The following is a 17471-nucleotide window of genomic DNA, read 5'->3' as shown; positions in this document are numbered from 1 at the left end:
CTTATGTCTGATATGTCATTGATTCTGACAGCGCTGGGTTCAATCGCCCTGCTACTGTTCTTAGTGATGAAAGTGAGATTACATGCAGTGGTATCACTAATACTGGTGTCGATCATTGCCGGCCTTTTCTCCGGCATGAACCCAGCCGATATCACCAATACTATTCAACAAGGTATGGGGGGAACACTGGGCTTTGTGGCGGTGGTGGTCGCTTTGGGGGCGATGTTTGGTCGCGTCATGGAAGAGACTGGTGCACTAGATCAGATAGCCCATACACTGCTGAATAAATTTGGTAACGACAAAGCCCACTGGGCGATGACCTTTACTGGCTTTATCTGTGCGCTACCCCTCTTCTTCGACGTTGCTGTGGTACTGCTGATTGGCATCGCCTTTGCCGTGGTTCGTAAAGGGGGCGGTAGCGTGGTCAAAATTGGTATTTCGTTGCTCGCGGGTATTGCCACCTGTCAGGCGTTTCTTATCCCTGCACCTGGGCCTATTTTGGTCGCTTCCCAGCTCAATGCCGACTTTGGCTACATGATAGTCTTTGGTCTACTGGCATCGATTCCGGCGATGATTCTAGGCGGTCCACTCTTTGCCAGTCTCATCTCGCAAAAAGTCCATGTTGAGCTACCAGCCCACGAACAGCAAGAAAAAGGCGAACGAGAAGGCGGACCTATCCCCTCATTCGCGTTATCAATCAGTATTGTGATTTTTCCACTGCTGCTTATCGGTTTGAAGACGGTAGTGTCGCGCTTTATTGATGAAAAATCCGATCTGCATAATTGGCTCGCCTTGATAGGTCATCCCTTCACCGCCATTCTGCTAGCCTGTTTAATCGCATTTTATGTGCTGGGCGTGAGACGTAACATTCCCAATGACCGCATCATGGAAATCTGTAGCAGTGCGCTCCAACCTGCTGGGGTTATTATTCTCGTCACCGGTGCTGGCGGCGTGTTCAAGCAAGTGCTGATTGATTCGGGTGTCGGCGATGCTTTAGGGAATATGCTGGCAGGTTCGGGATTACCGATTGTGATACTGGCATTTATTTTGTCGGCTTCGGTGCGCGTGATCCAAGGTTCGGCAACCGTGGCCATGTTAACGGCTTGCGGCCTTATCATCCCGATACTTGAACCACTAAACTTAGATGGTGCTCAATTGGCGGCGATTACGATTGCCATTGGCGGTGGTTCGATTGTGCTCTCGCACGTTAATGACTCAGGCTTCTGGCTCGCCAACCGTTTTCTTGGATTGTCAGAAAAACAAACGCTGCAAACGTGGACGGTAATGGAAACCATTATTGGCACGACGGGCGGCATAGTTGCAGTCATCATCTCAGCGTTTCTCTAACGCTAGCCAGTGATCAAAAACATTAGGCATTAGCCGTTAAGCGAAAGATCGAGGGGAAGTCTACAATGTTTCCCCTAGATCAATACGATAGCCCAGATCGATAACCGATTCGGCTATCTCTTTGCCATTTAACCTGTCTAATAACTCAGTGGCAGCAATTCGACCGATCTCCTTTCTCGGGGTAATAATGCTCGCCAATTTTGGCGTCATAGATTGGCCGATATCATGGCCATGAAACCCTGCAACGCCAATTTGTTCAGGGATCTTAATGCCTTGTCTTTGGCACTCAAATATCACCCCCGCCGCTAAATCATCGTTGGTGCAAAAAAAGCTATCCACATAGGGATATTTCGCTAAGGTTTGTTGCAATAACGACGCACCCAAGGAAAACGACGAAGCCTCATTGGTGGTCATCGTCAAAGGTGTGAGCTTGGCTTCCTGCATCGCTAATTCGTAGCCTCGCATCTTAAGCTGAGTGCGAATATCCATGCGCGCGCCTAAGTAAGCAATGTGGCGATAGCCTTTTTCAATCATGGCCTTAACCATTTCGCATGCGGCCGCTGTGTTATCAAAACCCACACACTGTTGAATCGAAGGCGACACGCTATCCATCATTTCGATGACCGGAATGCCCGCCGTTTCAATCATTCGCACGGTACGCGGTGTGTGGTAACTTTCAGATAAAAGTAAGCCATCGATATTGTAAGAGAGCAGTGATGCCACCCGCTCCTCTTCTAATTCGGGCTGATATCCGTAGTGAGCTAGCATAGTTTGATAACCGCGCTGACCAGCCACATTCTCGATACCGCGTAATACTTCAGCAAATACTTGGTTGGTTAACGAAGGCACCAATACGCCAATGGCGCGACTAGTTGCTTGCGCCAAAATTTCCGGCGCGCGATTAGGTATATAACCTAAGGTTTCTAGCGCGATAGCTATCTTTTCTTGCGTGCTTTGCGCCACCCTTGTTGGATTTTTTAAATAGCGGCTCACCGTCATTTTGGTGATCCCAACTTGATCGGCAACGTCTTGAAGAGTGGGTCTACGCTTTTTATTCATAGTATCTAATGTTAGTTAACAAGCCGCGGGTATGGGTGAGATGTATAGCTAAAATATCGAATATAAACAAATAGTAGACATAAGCATCAGACGAGATTTTATAATAGTTCGCCCTGCGATACCAGTTAGGACTCTTTTATCGCGGCGCCGCTCATTGTAAGCATTTATCGGTAAAGATGATGAGGGGCTGATAACAAAAAGCTCAAGTGCTAGCCCGTATATGCATTAACTTATTTCAGACTGAGCTAAGGTGAACATACTGGCAAAATTGTGGCGAAATCAAAAAGGATTGTAAAAAAGGAGAATAAAAAGAAAAGTATCGCGGGATGATCGTGCTAGCTAGGCCGCTCCAAACTTATGTCAGGAGCGGCCTTTGCACATTATTTGTGATGGCTAAAAAAGTGATTACTTAGCCTGTTGGCGACCTTGGGATGGCTTACCTGCTGGTTTACCACCACTTTTTGATGGACTTCCACCTTTAGCCTGAGAACCGCTTTTAGCTTGAGAGCCGCCAGCCTTAAAACCAGACTGGCCGAAAGGCGCTTTCGCTCCTGGACGGCTCGAATGGGCTCCGCTAGGTTTAGAGCCACTGGGTTTAGCTCCTGTTGGCTTAGCAGCATTCGCTGTAGGTTTTCCACCTTTTGCGGCCGGTTTTGATTCCGCACCAACTTGAGCTTGCGCGCCGCCTTTAGCCGTACCTTTAGATTTGCCATCGCCCTTGCGGTCATCAAATTGATTACCCGAGAAGCGCGTAAAGGCTTTTTGGCCTTGGTTGGCATCTTTCATCCACTTAGGTCCGCGCTCATTTCGACCTTCTGGTGGCACTAATTGATGCGGACTATTACCGATCAAGTCTTCACGCCCCATGGCGGTTAAGCCTTCACGGATTAATGGCCAACCTGCAGGATCGTGATAACGCAGCAATGCTTTATGCAAACGACGTTGACGGCCTTTCTTCGGCACTGATACCACTTCACTGGTGTGCTTGACGTTTTTCAGCGAGTTTAACTCAGTATGATAAATCGTGGTCGCATTCGCCATCGGTGACGGATAGAAGTTCTGCACTTGGTCGAGCTTGAACTTACGTTCCTTCAACCACAGCGCTAAGTTCACCATGTCTTCGTCAGTCGTGCCCGGATGCGCCGAAATAAAGTAAGGGATCAAGAACTGCTCTTTGCCCGCTTCCTTCGAAAACTTATCGAACAATTCTTTAAACTTATCGTAGGCGCCCATGCCGGGTTTCATCATCTTGCTGAGCGGACCTTCTTCGGTATGCTCAGGGGCGATTTTTAAGTAGCCGCCCACATGGTGCTGCACTAACTCTTTTACATAAGCCGGATCTTCGATCGCCAAGTCGTAACGCACGCCAGAGGCGATCAATACTTTCTTGATGCCAGGTACAGCACGCGCCGCGCGGTACAAGTCGATAGTGTGTTTATGATCTGTGCCTAAGTGGCCGCAAATCGATGGGAACACACAAGAAAGACGGCGACAGGTTTTTTCGGCCTTTTCGCTAGTACAACCTAAACGGTACATGTTGGCGGTAGGGCCGCCTAAATCTGAAATTACCCCAGTAAAGCCTGGCACTTTTTCCTGAATATCTTTGATTTCTTTAACAATCGATTCTTGTGAACGACTCTGAATGATTCGGCCTTCATGTTCGGTAATCGAACAGAAAGAACAACCACCAAAACAGCCACGCATGATGTTGATAGACGTCTTGATCATGTCGTAGGCAGGGATTTTTTCCTTGCCATAGATAGGATGAGGAATGCGCTGGTAAGGTAAATCGAATACGGCATCCATCTCATCGGTATTAAGCGGCCATGCGGGCGGATTCACCCAAACGGCGCGATCGCCATGGGGTTGGAATAACGCACGGGCACAACCAGGATTTTGCTCTTGGTGCAAAATCCGTGAAGCATGGGCATATAAATATTTGTCTTCGGAGACTTTTTCAAATGCTGGCAGCAGCACATAGGTTTTATCCCATGGCTTAGGTTTAGGCGGCTGAACGCTAATTGGTTTAGGGGCTTCGTTATCGAATATCTTCACATCCGACGGGCCAGACAAGTTAGCACAACCCACATCATCGGCGCCGTAAGGATTCGGCAGCGGCTCTATCTTATGCAGTTGGTCAATCTTGCGCGAGTCCATACCGCGCCATTCGGGCAGCGGCTCTTTACGGATAACCGCTGTGCCGCGCACATCGTGCAGCGAGCTAATCGGTTCGCCGGCAGCTAAGCGGCGTGCCACTTCAACTAAAGGACGCTCGGCGTTGCCGTACATCAGAATGTCGGCCTTGGCATCGAAAATCACACTGCGACGCACTTTGTCCGACCAATAATCGTAATGGGCGATGCGGCGCAAACTGGCTTCAATACCGCCAATGATCACAGGCACATCTTTAAAGGCTTCTTTACAACGCTGGGTGTACACAGTCACAGCGCGATCTGGGCGCTTACCGCCAATATCGCCGGCGGTATAAGCATCGTCAGAACGTAAGCGACGGTCAGCAGTGTAACGGTTGATCATCGAATCCATGTTGCCGGCGGTGACGCCAAAAAACAGGTTTGGACGACCCAATTGCATAAAGGCGTCTTTGCTCGACCAATCGGGCTGGGAAATAATGCCGACTCGGTAACCTTGGGCCTCTAACATACGGCCGATCACTGCCATGCCAAAGCTTGGGTGATCCACATAAGCGTCGCCTGTGACTATGATAATGTCACAGCTATCCCAGCCAAGCTTATCCATCTCCTTGCGGGACATAGGTAAGAAAGGCGCAGTGCTGTCGCCTGTAGCCCAATACTTGGGATGACTAAAGAGTGTGGATTCAACTTGCATCGATTATGACCCGAAAACGTAATGTCAAATAAAGGCGCCACTGAAAATTAAGTTACACCAATTTAGGGACGCGGAGTATAGCAGGCAACGAGGGATAAGTGCGATTAAAAAAACATCAATCAAGGCGTTTTTCGGGGTATTTGAGCCTGAAGCCTAATACCCCTAAATCCGCTATGGATATGGCTTAGGGCGGAATCAACCGCCCAATCCCAAGCGTCTAGAGACCCTTTCCTAATCCTTGAACAAAATGCAGCAAATTCACCAATGCCAGACTGATGATCACTAGCCAAGTGAGCAATACGCCCCAGAAACGTCCAAAATGGTAACCGCCTTGGCCTTGGGTTAAACCGATAGCATGGAGCAGGCGCGCCACTATCCACACAGTTCCAAAGCAGTGAAGATAAAATACGGGTAAGCCACCGGCTTCGGCCACCAGCATGAGAATCAATACGATAGGCGCATTTTCGATCAGGTTTACATGGACGCGATTAGCTAAGGCAAGCGCATTGTTACCGCCATCCCCTAGGCCAATCTTGTGACTTTTTCTGACTTTCACCACTCGATAAGCTAAAGCGACAATTAATAGCCCAGTGAGGCTAGCGTAAAGACCCGTTACCATCAAAGACATATCTATTTCCCCTTATCAAAAAGCTGACTATAGCCCGAGCTGCAAAAATTCAGCAATTTATTTGTATTAAGGTTAAAAGCCGTTAACCTTTTATAGACAAGATAGGTTAATATGCGCGCGTTAATCCCTACAACTTTTTATACAGTGAATACCCCGATTGGATAACGACGAGTTTATCGAAAAACGCAGATTTATCATCAAGCTAGGCAAGGCATTGCATAAGTTTGGCACACCCGCTTATCGCCTAGAAACCCACTTACAAACCGTTGCGCGCACCTTAGGTATCGAAGGCTACTTCCTTATCTCGCCAACTTCGATGACCTTCGTTTTACAACACGATACAGATCAAGAATATAACCATGCCGCTCGAGTGAAGCCCGGCGAACTCGATTTAGGCTCCCTCGCCCGCACTGATGAATTAGTTGACGAATTAACCTCAGGTAAGCGCACTTTGGCCGAGGCCTTAGAGCGCTTAGAAGAAATCGCCAACAAACCCAATCCCTATGGCCCAGTGTTAACTTGTTTTTCATTTGGTACTTCTGCCGCAGCCTTTGCCATGTTGATGGGCACGGGTTGGAACGATGTATTTTGGTCGGGGTTATTAGGCTTATTCGTTTATGGTTTGGTATACCGCGCCGAACGCTCGGCACGCATGGCCGAAGTGCTCGAACCCTTCGCCACCATTCTTTGTGCTATCGCCGCCTGCGGCATAGCGCGCATCGATCCCAACATTAATATCCCAGTGGTGATCCTCTCCTCGATCATTATTTTTATTCCCGGCTTAGCCTTAACCTTAGGTCTGGCCGAACTCGCTGCGCGGGATTTGATTTCCGGCACGGCGCGCATCATGGATGCGATTATGCAATTGTTTAAACTGTACTTTGGTGCAGTGCTCGGCATGGCGATTGGTAAAGCCGTGTTTGGCGAAGCGATTCATATCGAGCCAGAAGGGTTGCCGCGCTGGGCAATTTGGTCGGCGGTGCCGATTTTATCTATGGCGTTAGTGTTTATCTTCAAGGCACGGATGCAAGATTCACCTTGGGGCGTATTAGCTGGAATTGTGGCGTTTTTCTCGGCCATGCTCGGCGGGCATTATTTTGGTGATTCGGTGGGCATTTTCTTTGGCGCCTTGGCTGTCGGGATTTACTCCAACCTCTTCGCCCGCTGGATGAAAGCTCCCGCCTCCATCGCCCTGTTGCAAGGCATAGTGATCTTAGTGCCCGGCAGTAAAACCTATATCGGACTCAATGCCTTAATCTCCGGTGAGACCATGCTCAATCAATCCCATATTGGCTCGCAAATCTTTTTGATTTTTATGTCGCTGATCGCGGGATTGATTTTTGCCAACGTCGCCGTGCCGCCAAGGCGAACATTGTAACAATTGTGAATTCGGCTGGAGCCCACGCCCAGCCGCCACCTCAAAACAATCTTAAGCTAACCTTAAGTAAAATCAGAAACTTATTAAAATGTTTTCTTGACTAACCTCCACTTTTTATGTGTTATTAAATTGTGAATTGCAGAGTGAAGTTATTTTCGCTGCAGTCGTCAATTTCATGGGAGTGGTCTTTTATGCAGAAATTCATTCAGTATGCATGCATCCTACCTTGTTGTGTTGGCAGCCTTATCAGTGCTGCCCAAGCAGAAGACGCTAAGCTCGCCGATCCCGCAACACAGGCTCAAGAAACCAAAAAAGTCAGCAAGATTGTCGTAGTTAACAATCCTATTTTTGATGAATCCGATCCCGATGCTTTTTTCATCCACCGCTGGGCGAACGCCCTGCATATCAACACTAAAGAATACGTGGTGCTCGATAAACTGACCTTCGGCGAAAATGATACTGTCACCCAGAAAGATCTCGATGAATCGCAACGGCTATTACGGGCCGTGCCCTATATCCGCGACGCCAAAATTTATGTTGCCGAAAAAGATCCCCTCGCCGATACCGATCCCACGGTTGAATCCGTTGTCGTCGAAACATGGGATAACTGGTCATTACTGCCAACTGCGAGCCTGAGTAGTTCAGGTGGCGACACTCGCTATTCCTTCGGCGTTAAAGAAGATAACTTACTCGGAACAGGTATTCGCACTCGACTCAAGTACCAGTCCAACGAGTCCCGCAATGGCTATAAATTTGCGTTCGAAGCTCCGCTGAGCATTATCGAACACGGCACAGTTGCTGCCGAGTTTTACGACAATAGCGACGGCCAAGCGAAGCACGTTTATGTCAGTAAGCCCTTCTATTCACTCGATACCAATACCATGTATTCGGCTGAGTTTTTAGACGATAACCGTATCGATACGATTCGACAAAATGGGCAAGATATAAATGAATTCGAACACACAGTCGACTACCTCAATCTAAAATATGGTTGGTTAATCAATAAAAACAGTGAGCATCTTTCTCGCTTTATTACTGGTGTTACCCAAGACAAACATGAGTTTGCCAATTCAGATCTCTACCCCAATTCGATGCTGCCTCAAGACAGGGACTTTATGTACCCTTGGGTCGCATACGAGTTTATCCAAGATGATTTCCACGTACTGAATAACGTTCACCTGATATCTAACAACGAAGACTTTAACTTAGGCTGGCATCACTATGTGCAACTCGGCATAGAAACCAACGACATAGGAGATAACAATCCTGTCGGCTACCACGTCAATTGGCAAAGCACTGGCGGCTATAAGTTCGACGACCAACTGTGGCTGTTAGAAATGGGCGGCACTAGCACAATCGGCACAACCCAAAAAGACACTTACAAGGTCGATATCCAAGCCGAATACTTCTATCAAATCAATCCTAAGTGGACAGCCTACGGCAAAGCATGGGCTAGCCTTTCAAAGAACACTTATCTGGATCTGAGCAAAGGGCTGGGAGATGAAACTGGCGTACGCGGCTATCCCAACGAATACCAACAAGGGGACAATCAGTGGTTATTGACCGCCGAGATACGTAATTACCCCAATATCAACTTATATCAATTGGCTGAATTGGGTTGGGCAGTGTTTGCCGATCTGGGTCAAGCCTCCGGCGGACAATTTGCCGAGAATAACGAAGTCAGCGGTCCACTGGGGAGCATAGGCATAGGCGCGCGAATTTATTCCTCTCGCTCCAGCTATGGCAACGTCGCCCATATCGATTTTTCACTCCCTTATACAGGCGAGTCAGTCAACAGCTGGGAATGGCGATTCCTAGTAAAAAGCAGTTTTTAGTCGCTGATTTAGGAACTGCGAATCCGACAAAGCCAAACGCTAACCGCCATAGGAAGGCTGGGCAGTTAGAGTTTGGTCATCCAACGCAAACCAAAGGTGCTACGCAGCAGTTTTACTGTGCTGTTGTGGCGCATTTGAAACAGACAGCCAAGGCTAAAACTGACGATTAAGCCAGGTGTCGACCCAATAAAAGCACGACCGCTTTGCGCTAGTTGTTGTTTCCTCACCTGCAATAACTCATGCTGCAGCCGACCTTGCTCCGTCAGTACAGTGAGCTCTAATTGCTGCTTTTTAAGTAACTTTTGCACTAGCATTGTTGATCTTCCTGTTGTTTGTTGGCTGACTTTTGAGTAGAAAACAACAACCGTAACTGCTGCCAAGTCTTTGAAAAACCGGCTTGCGACAGCACATAGCTCAGACTACGCCAACACCAGATCAATAACACAAACTGCAATACCACTAACACGCTCGCGGTAATCAACAACGAGCCGCTCAGTTGAAACAACATATAGCCCAGCAGTAATAAAACACTGCCCCAGAATAGGGTAATACCCGTCCCAAAACAGACAACCAAAGCCGCAGCAATAATCAAGCTGCGACCCGTTAACTGCCATTCTGCCGTTGCTATTTTTCCTGCCAAATTTAACTGATTGATATAGGCTTGCTTCACCGAGCTGCTCAGTGCCGCTATTTCAGCCAATTGCTCAATGGCCTGATCAACCACTTTATTCTGGGCAGCGGATGCATGCTGCCCAGTGAGTTCAGCATGCTGGACTGGTCTTTGCTCTGGCGCCTCTGACTGTGCACGGTTTTGCATAAACCCACCCTAACGACGGCGTAACAAGGCAGTCAACACTACACCAGCTGCAAACGCTATCCCGGCGGTGGCCAGCGGATTTTGCGCTGCCAGCTCACGGGTTTTACTGTAAGAGCTTTGCAGTTGCTGTTTGATTTCCTCTTGCTTGTGCGCCAGCGTTTCCTGCGAGCTAGCGGCGGTTTTACGCAAAGTATCCTCTGCAACAGCGGCTTTCTCTGCCACAGCGTCAACGGCATGATGCGTCACTTCGCTGGCTTTCGCTGTGGTTGGCGAATTTAACGCGCCGCGATCTTTACTGTTAGTTTGTTCTGATACACTTTTTGAACTGGCCATTAGCAGACTCCTTGATGAACTGAGTGCAATGCAACAAAATGCTGCACTTTGCATATAAACCAATGCAATGGCTAAGCCAATTGATATAAACAAATAAAAACAAATATTTAGACTAAAATACTTTATATCCGTGCCCTCAGTTAACGGTAGATGTTACCTACATAGGGTAATTTTTACCTGCAGCGAAGGCTGATAAAGAGAGCGACAGAACAGACAACTAAATAGGATATAGATTGGATACGGACGGGGAATTCAACACTTTGATTTTTAATCATTTAACAAGTCACGGTCGCTTAAAGCTGCAACCGTTAAAAAACAAAAAGCCCGTTTGTCATTACGACAAACGGGCTTTTTATTGAATGAGGTGAGTTGGCCGATAAGCCGGGTCCTGTCTTGGACAGTCATTCATCTAGGCCTGCAATCGCTCACAGGCTCAAGCGACCTACCCGGTTCCAACGCGAGCCACGCCATACGGAACCCTATTTGGTCTTGCTCCGGGTGGAGTTTACCTTGCTACGAACTATTGCTAGCCGCACGGTGCGCTCTTACCGCACCCTTTCACCCTTACCGACCTGATAAATCAGGCAGGCGGTCTACTCTCTGTTGCACTTGTCGTCGGTTCGCACCGCCCAGGCGTTACCTGGCACCCCGCTCTTTGGAGCCCGGACTTTCCTCCCCGTTCTTGCGAACGCGGCGACTGTCTGGCCAACTCGGCGCGGATTATAGCCTAAGCCACCCTGATGCACCACAGATAATCCGCTCGTAACCGTTTTAGCGCTTATAAATCAGACTCTAGGCCGTATTTATACAGAGCATTCTTTTTAAGTCCATGAATTTGCGCGGCAATTGCTGCGGCTTTCTTCAATGGTAATTCTTCACATAAGAGTTTGAGCGTATTAATAGCGACCGTGGGAATCGCTTCGTCATCACTCAAATGGTAGCCATGCACCATAAGCACGATTTCACCCTTCTGCTGATTCGGGTCAGTACTTACGGTGGCAAGCACTTCTGAGACAGGGCCAGATAAAAAGGTTTCGAAGGTTTTGGTCACTTCGCGCGCCATCACCACATGGCGATCACCGCCCAGCACTTCGACCATAGTCGTTAGACTGTGCTCGATGCGGTGGGGTGATTCGTAAAAAATCAGCGTGCGCGGATCTTCTTTCAGTGCCAATAACTTATCGGCGCGGGCTTTTTCTTTTGATGGCAGAAAACCCTCAAAAGAAAAACGATCCGATGGCAAACCTGAGGCGCTTAAGGCGGTAATCGCCGCGCAAGGGCCGGGAAGAGGGATCACATTAAACCCAGATTGGCGCACATGGGAGACTAAGTGGTAACCAGGATCGGAAATCAACGGCGTACCCGCATCGGAAATTAATGCTATCGACTGTCCAGCGGCAAGCTGATCGACAATCCACTGGGCACGCGCACGCTCATTGTGGTCATGCAAGGCCGTGGTTTTAGTGGTAATGCCAAAGTGGCTCAATAACTTACCGCTGTGGCGAGTATCTTCACAGGCGATCAATGAAACCTGATTCAGCACTTCTATTGCCCGTGAGCTCATATCGCCCAAATTACCTATGGGAGTAGGAACTATGTAGAGTGCGACGCTTTGGTCCATATATACCTCTGTAATGACAGTGCCAAGACTTTCGTCAAGCGCGAGAGAAGGTTAAACTAGAGGCCGCATCTTACCAGAGTGAAGCCCAGTGTTAAAAAGCCTGAATACAACTAAGTTCGTTTCCGTGGCCATTTTATCGGTAATCTTGGCGGGTTGTGGTGTTTCATCGCCCAATTCCACTGGAACAACCGCCACAGTGGCTACCTCATTAGCATCCGCACCTTTGACGGCAAATGTCTATTTGGCGCAAGCGGCCAATAGTAAAGATCCGCAGCAGCGCGATACTAATCTGCTGCTAGCAGCCCATGCCTATATTAATGCCAATGACTATGCCGCAGCGCAGAAGCTACTTAAATCGATACAGCCGAGCTTAACTCAAAGCCCAACATTACTGGCCGAACATAAATACTTAACTGCACGTGTGCTTGAACACACGTCTACCTACAGTGATTCCCTTAAAACCTTAAATTATCCAAGTAATTGGAGCCTGCCAAGCTGGCAGATGACGGCCTATCACCAGTTTAAAGCGCATTTATATCAATTGAATAAACAGCCAATTGAACAAGTTCGCGAGTTGAGTTTACTGACTACTTACTTGCCACCCGCCCAAGCCAACGAAGTGAATAACACCATTTGGCAAGTGCTGCAGCCGATGCACGAACAAACTATAAAGACGTTTACCCAAGATGCTAAAACTCCAGTGTTTGCGGGCTGGTTACAACTGGCTTATATCGCTAAGCATTATGCCGTCGATCCCACCCAGTTAGTGCGCTACTTAGGTGAATGGCAGAAACAAAATCCTTATCACCCAGCTGCAGCCAAACTGCCCGCCGATTTGGATAGAGCCTTAAACGCTAAACCATTTACGCCGAAAAATATTGCCGTGCTGTTGCCGCTGACGGGTCCAAGAGCGAACGCCGCCAATGCGATTCGCCAAGGCATATTAGCCAGCTATATGGCAAAGCAAAACGATCAAGTCGCAGTGAATTTTTACGACACGGCCAACGATGCGGCGAGTGCCTATCAACAGGCACTGACAGCAGGAGCCGAGTTTATTATTGGCCCATTACTGCCGACTGAAATCGAACAAATACAAGTAATGAATGCAGCAAATACTGCCACCACTAATGCGCTGACCAATACGGCTAACCCTGAAAAAACAGCTAATACGGTTGCTGCAGCTCCTGCGGTGCCTGTACCACAACTCTTTTTGAATCAAGTTGATAAATTCACCCCCGATCCAAACAAATTCTACTTTGCGCTATCACCAGCCCAAGAAGCAGCCGATGCCGCCGAGCATTTATATCAAGATGGCGTCACTATGCCATTGCTGCTCGCCAGCAATGATGCCCTTGGCAAACGTATGGCCAAAAGCTTTATTCAAGCGTGGAAAAAGAAGAGCGATAACGTCGTCGAAGTCTATTACTACGATGGTGGCGACCAAATGAAAACCACAGTGCAAGATGCCCTTGGCGTACGTGATAGCCAAGCCCGTATCGCACGCATCAAGGAGCTGCTGGGTAACTCAGTGCAGGCTGACTTCCGCTCACGCCAAGATATTGATGCCATTTATATGATTTCAACACCGCAGGATCTGACTCTGCTCAAGGCCTTTATCGACGTAAACTTCAGCGTATTCACTCAACCTGTGCCCTTGTATACCTCAAGCCGCAGCCGAGTTGAGAACGAAAGCACACAAACGGCGCAGGATTTAAATAACCTCACCTTAAGTGACGCCCCTTGGCTGATGCAAAACGGCGAAGAAAACCTTATGGTTAACACATTATTTTCGGGCTGGAATAACAGTCAGAAACGTTTGTTTGTTATGGGTTATGATGCAATGGACTTGATCGGCCGCTTAGCACAAATGCGCTCATTTACGGGCTACCAATTCAATGGCCGCAGCGGCGCTTTATCGGTTAACCCAGATGGCATAGTAAACCGCCAATTAAGCTGGGGACGTTACCAAAGAGGCAGCTTCCGCCAGCTATGACACTCGGACAACAGGCAGAAGCGCACGCACAACGTTACCTTGAACAGCAAGGGTTAACTTTTGTCGAACGTAATGTCCGCTATCCGTTTGGGGAAATTGATTTAATCATGCGCCATAAAAGCCATTGGGTATTTGTTGAAGTAAAATATCGCTCGGCAACCCAATATGGCGGCGCATTACAGGCTTTAAGCGCGGCGCAAATAACGCGGATTCGCAAAGCGGCCAACCATTATTTGCAACTCAATCGGCTCGATGTGCCCTGTCGTTTCGATGTCATCGCCATGGAAGCCGATCAAATTCATTGGCTCGTCGATGCCTTTTAAGCGCCAATAGTGCGAGAGTAGCGCCACAAATTATTTTTAACGTCTGTGCCTCAACACGCTTGTGGAAATATGGCATGATAGCAACACTTTATCCTGAAAGGATTTATCCATGTTAGAACGCATTAAAGACAGCTTTACTGAATCTATCCAGACAAAAATCGATGCAGCCGAAGCACTGCCAGAATCAATCGCCAAAGCGGCCGAGATGATGGTGCACTGTCTTTTGGGTGGCAATAAAATCCTTGCTTGCGGTAACGGCGGCAGCGCTGGCGATGCACAACATTTCTCAGCTGAATTGCTAAACCGCTACGAGATTGAGCGTCCACCCTTACCGGCCATCGCCCTGTCTACTGACACTTCAACCATCACAGCTATCGCCAACGACTATAGCTATGATGAGATTTTCTCAAAACAGATTTTTGCCTTAGGCCAACCGGGCGACATTCTGCTGGCAATCTCCACCAGCGGTAATTCAGGTAACGTAATCAAAGCCATGGAAGCCGCATTAAGCCGCGACATGACTATCGTTGCCCTAACGGGTAAAGATGGCGGCGCTATGGCTGGCCTGCTGAGCGTGGGCGATGTGGAAATCCGCGTGCCTTCTAACGTCACCGCACGAATTCAAGAAGTGCACTTACTGGTAATCCACTGCCTGTGTGACAATATTGACCGCACACTCTTCCCGCAGGACGAGCAGCAATGAGACACGCTGCCCCACTGTTAATGGTTTGCTTGCTGCTACAAGGCTGCGCCGGTGCCGTTATGGTGGGCGCAGTGAGTGGCGCCATGATGGCCAATGATGAGCGCACTGTTAAGACACAGATTGATGATACTAATACGGATTTTAGGATAACTAGCGCACTGCTAGAGCAAGAAGATCTTAAAAAACAAACCAATATCACTGGCGTGTCCGTCAATGGCAATGTGCTTATGATAGGCCAAGCCCCTAACTCCATGTTAAGGGATAAAGCCATCAAGGTTGTGCAAGACCTTAAGCTAGGCGGCAAGATCCACAATCAGATCCGCATTGGCAACCCGACTTCTTTCACTACACGCAGCAACGACACTTGGGTCACCACCAAAGTGAAGGGCCGCATGTTAAACGAGAAAGATTTAGATGTGACTCGCATTAAAGTCATCACTGAAAATGGTGAAGTCTTCTTACTTGGTGTTATCCATCGCTCCCAAGCAGATTTAGCTGTCGATATCGCCCGCAATACAGCAGGCGTGCGTAAAGTGGTGAAAGTATTTGAATATACAGAGTAACTTTACAATTCAAGTATGTTGAAATGTGAGTATTTTGGCAGTGAAGCCTAAGTCGCGAGTCAACTCGCATACTTAGGCTTAAACGCTCAGCGTTATTTCCCCGTTAGTGTATCTGCAACCTTAGGCGTCGATTTTGATAACAGCGACCCTAACCAAGGTAAACACAACGAAGGCAACACAATCAAAGCAGCGCCGAGCCAGCTTAAGTTATCCAACCACTCATCGAATAACAACCAGCCTAAAAAGACAATAAATAACAAGCCAGTGTATTCCGCAATCGCGATATCGCTTGCCTGTGCTTTACGGTAGGCCAGCACGCAAAACCAATGATACACAAGTAAAAATGCGTTGCTCAGCAATGCCACGCCCACCAGCTCCCAACTCAAACCTTCGATGCCCTGAAACGCCGCAATGACTAACGTCGCTGGAATACCCAGCAAGTTATACAACATCAGCGTTAACACGGGATGCTCTGCATTAGGCACTTTTTTCAGCGCTAACTGATTCACCGCAAAGGTAAAAGCCGAAAATAGCACAGCAATGCCATACCAGTTCATTTCACTCGGCCGCAGGATAATCAAAATACCAACAAAACCTAAGCCAGTGCAGATGGTCTGGGCAACAGTGATCCGCTCCCTCAGGAAAAAATACCCCATCAAGATGATCATCAAAGGTGCCGAGTAAAACAATGAGCTAACCGTCGCGAGTGGCAATGCCATCAAGCCAATAATTAAAAAAAGCGCGCCAACTGAGCCTATGTTGGCACGCCAAAGGTGAACTGAAATATGTGTCGTCATCGGCCGCTGTGAATACAACCACACTGGCAACAACATAAAGACTGAGGAGATTTGCCTGACAAGAAGGAAAGTCGAGGCATTCGCATCGTCCGGCAACCACTTTATCGACACATCATAGAAGGCACTAAATAGATTACCTACTATCAATAAAATCAAACCTATAACAACTGGGCGTTGCATTTTTTAACATCCATAAATCTCAATGGCGGCATGATAATCCTCCCAAAACTTAAGCTGAAATGATGCTTTCTCATGCTGGATGAATTAAATTCATACTAAAGCCTTTAGATATTGAAAATAATGAGAAAGCTACCACCATTACGCGCACTGCAAGTGTTTGAGGCCGCCGCCAGACAGCAGCATTTTTCTAAGGCAGCCGATGAACTGTGCATCACCCAAAGTGCGGTGTCTCACCAAGTACGAGTATTAGAAGAGTATTTTGGCGAGCAACTGTTTGACCGCCAGGGGCGTAAACTGCAGTTAACCCCGAAGGGACACGGACTATTTCTAGAGTTAGAGCGGATATTCAACGAGTTAAGTGATCTTAATTTGAAGGTGCGCGACACGCCCAATCAGCAGCTGTGCTTAGCAGTTTACAGTTCCTTCTCGGTGAAATGGTTGATCCCCAGACTCGCCGATTTTCGCCGCCAATATCCGAGCGTAAAAATCCGCCTTGAGATGATCACCCAAGATCCTGATCTCAGCACTAGCACGGCAGATATCTTTATCGCAGGAAAACTGAATCAACGCGGCTATTGGCAACAGTTACTACACAAAGAACGGCTAATCCCAGTGTGCAGCCCAAATTTCTACCTTAAATGGCGCGACATAAGCCTGAGCAATTTCCAGCAACAAGCCCTGCTGGTTGTCGATGAAGGCCCACTCGGACTCGACTGGCACAAGTGGTCATCGGCGCACCAAATCCCACTCGATAACGAACAACAACATGTATTTAGTCATATTGTGATGGCGATTGAGGCGGCGATTGCAGGCCAAGGCTTAGCCCTAGCGCCGGACTTTATGGTGGCAGGTGATATCACCACGGGGCGTTTGGTCGCCTTGAATCTTCCCGATGTGCATACTGGATTTGAATTTACTTTCTTTTGTAAGCAACGCCGTTTATCAGAACCTGCAATTGCCGCCTTCTCCTCTTGGCTAAAATCACAGGCCTAAGGTGAGCATACAGACACAAAAAAGCCGACGCTGACGTCGGCTTAATTTATCGAT

At 48.1% G+C, this 17471-nt stretch carries 16 protein-coding genes and 1 other RNA gene; 8 read left to right on the top strand and 9 right to left on the bottom strand.

Annotated elements, in window-relative coordinates; translation table 11 throughout:
* Window positions 1–3: 3 nt before the first annotated feature.
* Window positions 4–1347, top strand: a complete 1344-nt coding sequence (gene gntU / locus Q4Q57_RS14365) for a gluconate transporter (protein WP_006083518.1) — start codon at window positions 4–6, stop codon at window positions 1345–1347.
* A 60-nt stretch (window positions 1348–1407) separates the two neighbouring features.
* Here the strand turns inward: gntU and gntR are convergent, their stop codons facing one another.
* From gntR to Q4Q57_RS14350, 3 genes are all read right to left on the bottom strand, one after another.
* Entirely contained in the window at window positions 1408–2406 is a 999-nt protein-coding gene (gene gntR, locus Q4Q57_RS14360) for a gluconate operon transcriptional repressor GntR (protein ID WP_311891196.1), read from the bottom strand.
* 405 nt (window positions 2407–2811) lie between these two features.
* The gene (locus tag Q4Q57_RS14355; RefSeq protein WP_006083520.1) at window positions 2812–5253 is read right to left on the bottom strand and encodes a YgiQ family radical SAM protein; all 2442 of its coding nucleotides are present in this window, start codon (window positions 5251–5253) and stop codon (window positions 2812–2814) included.
* Between the two features lie 217 nt (window positions 5254–5470).
* On the bottom strand, window positions 5471–5881 hold the full coding sequence (locus tag Q4Q57_RS14350; RefSeq protein ID WP_006083521.1) for an MAPEG family protein: 411 nt from the start codon (window positions 5879–5881) through the stop codon (window positions 5471–5473).
* Window positions 5882–6038: 157 nt separating this feature from the next.
* On the opposite strand from Q4Q57_RS14350, the gene Q4Q57_RS14345 reads away from it, so the two are divergent.
* On the top strand, window positions 6039–7259 hold the full coding sequence (locus tag Q4Q57_RS14345) for a threonine/serine exporter family protein (RefSeq protein ID WP_311891195.1): 1221 nt from the start codon (window positions 6039–6041) through the stop codon (window positions 7257–7259).
* A 191-nt stretch (window positions 7260–7450) separates the two neighbouring features.
* Entirely contained in the window at window positions 7451–9094 is a 1644-nt protein-coding gene (locus Q4Q57_RS14340) for a hypothetical protein (protein ID WP_311891194.1), read from the top strand.
* A gap of 65 nt (window positions 9095–9159) precedes the next feature.
* Here the strand turns inward: Q4Q57_RS14340 and Q4Q57_RS14335 are convergent, their stop codons facing one another.
* The 5 genes from Q4Q57_RS14335 to rsmI form a co-directional block, all read right to left on the bottom strand.
* Window positions 9160–9408, bottom strand: a complete 249-nt coding sequence (locus Q4Q57_RS14335) for a hypothetical protein (protein ID WP_220776805.1) — start codon at window positions 9406–9408, stop codon at window positions 9160–9162.
* Complete coding sequence (locus tag Q4Q57_RS14330; RefSeq protein WP_311891193.1) at window positions 9402–9911, bottom strand: hypothetical protein; 510 nt, start codon at window positions 9909–9911, stop codon at window positions 9402–9404. The genes Q4Q57_RS14335 and Q4Q57_RS14330 overlap by 7 nt, the downstream gene beginning before the upstream one ends.
* A gap of 9 nt (window positions 9912–9920) precedes the next feature.
* Window positions 9921–10244, bottom strand: a complete 324-nt coding sequence (locus Q4Q57_RS14325; protein ID WP_311891192.1) for a DUF883 C-terminal domain-containing protein — start codon at window positions 10242–10244, stop codon at window positions 9921–9923.
* Window positions 10245–10605: 361 nt separating this feature from the next.
* Window positions 10606–10957, bottom strand: an RNA gene (rnpB, locus tag Q4Q57_RS14320) — RNase P RNA component class A.
* Between the two features lie 65 nt (window positions 10958–11022).
* Window positions 11023–11865: a 16S rRNA (cytidine(1402)-2'-O)-methyltransferase gene (gene rsmI, locus Q4Q57_RS14315; RefSeq protein ID WP_006084494.1), complete on the bottom strand. Its 843-nt coding sequence runs from the start codon at window positions 11863–11865 to the stop codon at window positions 11023–11025.
* A gap of 88 nt (window positions 11866–11953) precedes the next feature.
* Between rsmI and Q4Q57_RS14310 the strand changes: the two genes are divergently transcribed.
* From Q4Q57_RS14310 to dolP, 4 genes are all read left to right on the top strand, one after another.
* Window positions 11954–13858 carry a penicillin-binding protein activator gene (locus Q4Q57_RS14310; protein WP_311891191.1) on the top strand — a complete coding sequence of 635 codons (1905 nt, stop codon included), beginning with the start codon at window positions 11954–11956 and terminating at the stop codon, window positions 13856–13858.
* Complete coding sequence (locus Q4Q57_RS14305; RefSeq protein WP_006084496.1) at window positions 13855–14181, top strand: YraN family protein; 327 nt, start codon at window positions 13855–13857, stop codon at window positions 14179–14181. The genes Q4Q57_RS14310 and Q4Q57_RS14305 overlap by 4 nt, the downstream gene beginning before the upstream one ends.
* Window positions 14182–14290: 109 nt before the next feature.
* A complete protein-coding gene (locus Q4Q57_RS14300) occupies window positions 14291–14884 on the top strand; it encodes a phosphoheptose isomerase (RefSeq protein ID WP_006083530.1) in 594 nt (197 codons plus the stop codon).
* Window positions 14881–15447, top strand: coding sequence for a division/outer membrane stress-associated lipid-binding lipoprotein (dolP, locus tag Q4Q57_RS14295; protein WP_106649115.1), 567 nt, complete (start codon window positions 14881–14883; stop codon window positions 15445–15447). The genes Q4Q57_RS14300 and dolP overlap by 4 nt, the downstream gene beginning before the upstream one ends.
* A 92-nt stretch (window positions 15448–15539) precedes the next feature.
* Here the strand turns inward: dolP and Q4Q57_RS14290 are convergent, their stop codons facing one another.
* Window positions 15540–16424: a DMT family transporter gene (locus tag Q4Q57_RS14290; protein WP_261273279.1), complete on the bottom strand. Its 885-nt coding sequence runs from the start codon at window positions 16422–16424 to the stop codon at window positions 15540–15542.
* Between the two features lie 120 nt (window positions 16425–16544).
* On the opposite strand from Q4Q57_RS14290, the gene Q4Q57_RS14285 reads away from it, so the two are divergent.
* Window positions 16545–17417, top strand: a complete 873-nt coding sequence (locus tag Q4Q57_RS14285) for a LysR substrate-binding domain-containing protein (RefSeq protein WP_172481227.1) — start codon at window positions 16545–16547, stop codon at window positions 17415–17417.
* Window positions 17418–17471: the final 54 nt, after the last annotated feature.

The sequence above is a fragment of the Shewanella sp. SP2S2-6 genome (genome assembly GCF_031931965.1).
Lineage (GTDB): Bacteria > Pseudomonadota > Gammaproteobacteria > Enterobacterales > Shewanellaceae > Shewanella > Shewanella baltica.
Note: the sequence above shows the minus strand (reverse complement) of the source record. Positions and strands in the feature narration are given on the sequence as shown.

Excerpts from the sequence above, each read along its gene's own strand:
- Q4Q57_RS14325 (WP_311891192.1), bottom strand. The coding sequence starts at position 10,244 with ATGGCCAGTTCAAAAAGTGTATCAGAACAAACTAACAGTAAAGATCGC.
- gntU (WP_006083518.1), top strand. The coding sequence starts at position 4 with ATGTCTGATATGTCATTGATTCTGACAGCGCTGGGTTCAATCGCCCTG.
- Q4Q57_RS14350 (WP_006083521.1), bottom strand. The coding sequence starts at position 5,881 with ATGTCTTTGATGGTAACGGGTCTTTACGCTAGCCTCACTGGGCTATTA.
- gntR (WP_311891196.1), bottom strand. The coding sequence starts at position 2,406 with ATGAATAAAAAGCGTAGACCCACTCTTCAAGACGTTGCCGATCAAGTT.
- Q4Q57_RS14305 (WP_006084496.1), top strand. The coding sequence starts at position 13,855 with ATGACACTCGGACAACAGGCAGAAGCGCACGCACAACGTTACCTTGAA.
- Q4Q57_RS14290 (WP_261273279.1), bottom strand. The coding sequence starts at position 16,424 with ATGCAACGCCCAGTTGTTATAGGTTTGATTTTATTGATAGTAGGTAAT.
- Q4Q57_RS14335 (WP_220776805.1), bottom strand. The coding sequence starts at position 9,408 with ATGCTAGTGCAAAAGTTACTTAAAAAGCAGCAATTAGAGCTCACTGTA.
- Q4Q57_RS14340 (WP_311891194.1), top strand. The coding sequence starts at position 7,451 with ATGCAGAAATTCATTCAGTATGCATGCATCCTACCTTGTTGTGTTGGC.
- dolP (WP_106649115.1), top strand. The coding sequence starts at position 14,881 with ATGAGACACGCTGCCCCACTGTTAATGGTTTGCTTGCTGCTACAAGGC.
- Q4Q57_RS14300 (WP_006083530.1), top strand. The coding sequence starts at position 14,291 with ATGTTAGAACGCATTAAAGACAGCTTTACTGAATCTATCCAGACAAAA.
- rsmI (WP_006084494.1), bottom strand. The coding sequence starts at position 11,865 with ATGGACCAAAGCGTCGCACTCTACATAGTTCCTACTCCCATAGGTAAT.
- Q4Q57_RS14285 (WP_172481227.1), top strand. The coding sequence starts at position 16,545 with ATGAGAAAGCTACCACCATTACGCGCACTGCAAGTGTTTGAGGCCGCC.
- Q4Q57_RS14355 (WP_006083520.1), bottom strand. The coding sequence starts at position 5,253 with ATGCAAGTTGAATCCACACTCTTTAGTCATCCCAAGTATTGGGCTACA.
- Q4Q57_RS14330 (WP_311891193.1), bottom strand. The coding sequence starts at position 9,911 with ATGCAAAACCGTGCACAGTCAGAGGCGCCAGAGCAAAGACCAGTCCAG.